Origin of the sequence: Arthrobacter sp. Hiyo1 (genome assembly GCF_001263615.2) — a bacterium.
In the GTDB taxonomy this organism is placed as follows: domain Bacteria; phylum Actinomycetota; class Actinomycetes; order Actinomycetales; family Micrococcaceae; genus Arthrobacter.
Genome location: NZ_DF952475.1, coordinates 92,242 through 96,954 on the forward strand (window position 1 = coordinate 92,242; position 4,713 = coordinate 96,954).

Sequence of the window (4,713 nt, forward strand, 5' to 3'; positions counted from 1 at the left end):
CCGCGATGCGCACCCTGCGCAGGCATCCCCCACGACTTCCACTGCGGCCGCTGCGGTGTTGAGGGCGAGTTCTACCGACTGGGTATCTGCGCCCGCTGCGCTCTCCGGGACGACCTCAACGATCTACTGCTCACAGACCCTGCCGATTCAGGAACAGCGGGCAGAATCGTCGAGGTCCTCTGCAAGGCAGACCGGCCCGAAAGCATCATCACCTGGAAGCGCTCCCCCAAAGTCCAAGCCCTCCTGTCCTCACTCTCAAACGGGACAACACTTTTGACCCACGAAGGACTCAACGCCCAGGCCAAGTCAGCGGAACGAGAAACCAACCACCTGCGGGCACTGTTCGTCCACCACGGACTCCTCCCCTACCAAGACCCGCACCTGGCCCGGTTCGAGTCCTGGATCGAAGACAAGCTCCGCCCCTTGCCCGAACAGGTCGCAAGACCTGTCGAGCACTTTGCCACATGGCACCACCTACGGCGCATCCGGTCCACGACAACACCGGAAACAAGCGCCCGCGGCCCAGTGCACTCGGCCAAACAAGAGATCACCGAAACCGTCAAATTCCTGGACTGGCTCTGGCAAACCCACCAAAGAACCGCAGCCACCTGCACCCAGCAAGACATCGAAACCTGGCTCGCCACCGGACCCACGACGAGGAAGGCCATCCGCACCTTCATCGTCTTCATCAACAACACCGGAACAAACACCCGCGTGGAAATGGGCCATTACACCGCCAAAAACCGCCCGGCAATCACCCAGGACCAACGCCTGGCCTGGCTGCGGGAACTGCTCACCGGCACCAGCGAATCGCTGCCCTACAGAGTCACCGGGATCCTGCTGCTTCTCTACGCCCAACCGCTCGTGCGGGTAGCCAAACTCCGCGTCGAGGCCGTCGAGGCCGTCGAGGCCAACGAAGGCAGCGCGAACATGAAGATCGCCTTCGGCACGCATCCGGTCCCCGTGCCCCAGCCCTTCGCGGAACTACTTCAAGAACACCTGCGAAACCGGCCGAACCTCAGAACCGGATCGGACACCCGAAGCCCCTGGCTCTTCCCCGGAACCCGAGCCGGACAGCCACTTCACCCAAACACCATCATGGACAGGCTCCGCAGCCTCGGCATCGACCTGCGCGGCGCACGAAACACCGCCCTCGACGAACACCTCACCCTTTCACCGCCACCACTGGTCGCGGACGCACTCGGCTACAGCCACCAAGTCGTATTCCTTCACGCCGACGCGGCAGGCGACGCATGGTCCCGCTACGTCAACCTGAGGACCGCACCCTGAAGGAAGCCTTCGTCCACAAAACGAGGTTCGCCGGCCCATTGCCTGGACCCGGTTCGCGGCGGCACGCGCCTCGTCCCACTTTCCCTTCCGCGCCCCCATTCCAGCAAGGCCTACACTGACCCCATGCGGGACACTGACGGTGGGATCTTTGACGCGGCACTGAGGCGTGAGTTCACGGGCGGCGCCTACTGCAACTACAAAGTCAAAGCAGGCCCGCCATTGATTCGCCTCGTCGTCACGCCGCAGCAAGTTGAGTTCCGCGGCCGTGGACTACTACGCCTCTTCCGCCGCGGCCCGTGGATGGTGCCACGCGAACAGGTCAAAGCGGTTTTCGCCAAGCAACGAAAGAACCTGCTCCCGCCCAGAGTCTGGAATATCGAGATCGTCACAACGGATCCGTCAGTTTGGTGGACCTTCTGGTCACCGCAACGCCCCGAACCCATTCTGCTCTCGATGGAAGAATGCGGCTATCCCGTCGATTGGACCCCGCACAACTGGGCAGGAGCCCCCGTCGAGTGAGAGCCAGCGGGTGTCGCCTGCCGGCACTCAGCGGAAGAGCTTCCGCCGAGAGCGCGTCACCTTGAAATTGACGGAAAACTGGCGACGGCTGAACAAGAGAATACGCCCGGATTCAATCCGCAGGGATGCCACTAACTTGGTTGAAGTTTCAACTAAATTCCGGTTGAGGCCGGGCGGCAAGTGTTCGCTGTCAGTTGAAATGGCATCTTTGACACGCAACGTGGCAGCTTACGGGATTCGCGTCGTGCTGACAGCTAAGTTGGCAGCATGGGATTGCGCGATGGTCTGAGGTCGTTGCCGGTGAACCTGACCGATTCGGTCCGTCTGCTGGCTCGCTTCGGCGACCGGGTGGTCGACGAGCCGGTGTCGGCTGGAATTTCGGCGGTCCCTTTCGAATCCGCCATGGCCGTACGCTCGTTCTTCTCATGGCCGGGCAAGCGGAACTACGAGGGTTCGTGGTGGTCCAGTACGATGCGGGCACATGTGGGCTTCGAGAGCCTGCTCGAGCGTGACTTCGCGATGCTGGCAGACCACGACGGTGATGTGGTCGGCATTTCCTCGCAGCCGTTCGCGTTGCTGTGGCCTCATGGCACGGAGCACGCCCGTGGGCACGTTCCGGATTTCTTCCTCCGGCTGCGTGACGGCGGCGGCCGTGTTGTGGACGTGCGCCCCGTCGGGCATGCGGATTCCGCGGCGGATCAGTTCGAAATGAGCCGCCAGGCGTGTCAGGAAGTCGGCTGGGAGTACGAGGTGTTCACCGGAATCCCTGAGCCACTGGGTTCGAACGTCCGTTGGCTCGCAGGATACCGCCAAGACCGTTTCGCCCCCGGGGCCGAAGTCCTGCCGGCGATCGCGGCAGCCTTCGCCGAGGAGACGCCGATGAAAGTCGGGGTTCGGCGCGTGGCGCGTGGAGTCGGCCTCGACCGATCCATGGTTCACGCGCACGTGCTGAACCTGTTGTTCACGGGCGTGTTGACGGCCGACCACTCCCAGCCCCTCGCGCTGGATTCGCCGGTGTCGATCGCTGTGGAATGGCCGGAACAGATTGGATTGGAGGCAGCGTCGTGAGGTCGGTGAGCCTGTTCGACTACATCGAGTTCGACGGAGTGTCGTGGCAGGTCGTCGCTCAGGACGGGTCCGAGCTCGCCCTGAAGAACCTGACCACTGGCCGGATCCGCAGGATTCCGGTCACCGACCTCCTCTCGAACGATTCCTACCTTCCCGACTCCCCCTCCCGGCTCCCATCGCTGGATCGTTCCGCGGTTCTCGAGACACTCGATTCCGTCGCACGTGCCCGGGTCGAGCACCTTCAGCGCCATGTCCATGAGGTTCTTTACGGGATCCCGCCGGGCGTCGATGCCGGCACGGCGTCCGTCCCGGAGTACGACCTCCGGAACGGACTCCAGGACCGCATCGAGGCGAAGCGGGCCGAACTCGCCGCTGCGGGTAAGCCCATGGGCGAGCGGACCATGTTCCGTCACATCGCTGCCTACCGCAAAGAAGGAGTCGCTGGCCTCATCGACGCCAGACTTGTCAGGCAGAGCACGGTGTCCGGGCGCACCGATCCGCGAGTGGTCGCGCTGCTGGAGGCCGAGGTGGCCGGACAGCGGGATCTTTCGACCGGAACACGGTCGCGGGCCATCGTCAGAGTGCGGGCGTTGGCCGGCCAGCAGGGCCTCACAGTGCCGTCAGACAGGAGTCTTTACCGTGTCCTGAGGAGGATCGAGACGTCCCGACACCCGTTCGGCAACGCCACGACCCGCCGCACCCAGGCGAACCGCCCAGCGCGGCCCTGGGGACGCCAAGCGCCCTCTCGTCCCGGGGAACTGGTGGAAATCGACTCCACTCCCCTGGACCTCATGGTTGTGTGCCCCGATGCCACATCCAGCCGCGTTGACCTGACCGTCGCCCTTGATGTGGCGACGCGAACACCCCTGGCGGCAATCCTGCGCCCCGTGGCGACGAAGGCCGTCGATGCCGCGGTCCTCCTGGCCCGCGCCCTGACTCCCCTGCCGATGCAGCCCGGCTGGGACGCCTCACTGGCCTATTCGCGCTCGGTGCTGCCGCCCGGAATGCTGCCCGGAAATGAGGAAACCCGCGCAGCCATCGCCGCCAAGCCGGTGATCATGCCCGAGTCGATCACCGTGGACCGCGGCAAAGTCTTTGTTGGGTCGACATTCATCGCCGCGTGTGAACGCCTCCAGGTCAGCCTGACCAAGGCTGCACCCCGCACGCCCACAGACAAGCCCCACATCGAGCGGTTCTTCGCAGGCGTGAACTCCGGGTTCACCCAGTACCTCGCCGGCTACACGGGCCCGAACGTCGTGCGCCGGGGCAAGGACCCCGCCGCCGAGGCACGGTTCACCCTCGCCGAGGTGCAGAACCTTCTGGACTGGTGGCTGGTGGCCGTCTGGCAAAACCGCCCGCACCCCGGCCTGCGGCACCCGGCCATGCCAAAGAAGGACCTCACCCCGAACGAAGCCTTCGCGGCCCTGGCGGGCGTCGCACCCCAAGTCCCGGTCACTCTGACCAGGGACGACTACATCGCCCTGCTCCCCGTCGACTGGCGCTCGATCCAACCCTACGGAGTCAACTTCCACGGACTCCACTACGACGCCGCTGCCTCCATGACTATCGGGGCGTCCCCTCCGGGCTGCCCTCCCCGGCAAACGGCCGCTGGGAGATCCGCTACGACCCCTACCGGATCCAATCCATTTACGTTCGCGACCACAGGAAAGGGAAATGGATCGAGGCCGAATGGAGCCTTTCCCGGCACCTGGTCGGCCCCTTTTCCCTCGACGTCCTCACGGCCGCAAAGAAGGCCCTGGACAGACGCTCCGCCAGCATCCCCGGCGCGGACCTGCTCGCCGAGGTCAACCGCATTATGACCGCCCCGGCAGGTCG

At 64.7% G+C, this 4,713-nt stretch carries 4 protein-coding genes; all 4 read left to right on the forward strand.

Annotation, left to right across the window (positions count from 1 at the left end):
* Nucleotides 1-1,290, forward strand: a 1,290-nt coding sequence (locus AHiyo1_RS19420; RefSeq protein ID WP_059389651.1) for a hypothetical protein, incomplete at its 5' end; no start/stop codon positions are given.
* Nucleotides 1,291-1,413: 123 nt separating this feature from the next.
* Nucleotides 1,414-1,809: a hypothetical protein gene (locus AHiyo1_RS19425; RefSeq protein WP_028267059.1), complete on the forward strand. Its 396-nt coding sequence runs from the start codon at nt 1,414-1,416 to the stop codon at nt 1,807-1,809.
* Between the two features lie 267 nt (nt 1,810-2,076).
* Nucleotides 2,077-2,877: a TnsA-like heteromeric transposase endonuclease subunit gene (locus tag AHiyo1_RS19430; RefSeq protein ID WP_084784616.1), complete on the forward strand. Its 801-nt coding sequence runs from the start codon at nt 2,077-2,079 to the stop codon at nt 2,875-2,877.
* A complete protein-coding gene (locus tag AHiyo1_RS19435) occupies nt 2,874-4,697 on the forward strand; it encodes a hypothetical protein (protein WP_059389652.1) in 1,824 nt (607 codons plus the stop codon). Before AHiyo1_RS19430 ends, AHiyo1_RS19435 begins: the two co-directional genes overlap by 4 nt.
* Nucleotides 4,698-4,713: the final 16 nt, after the last annotated feature.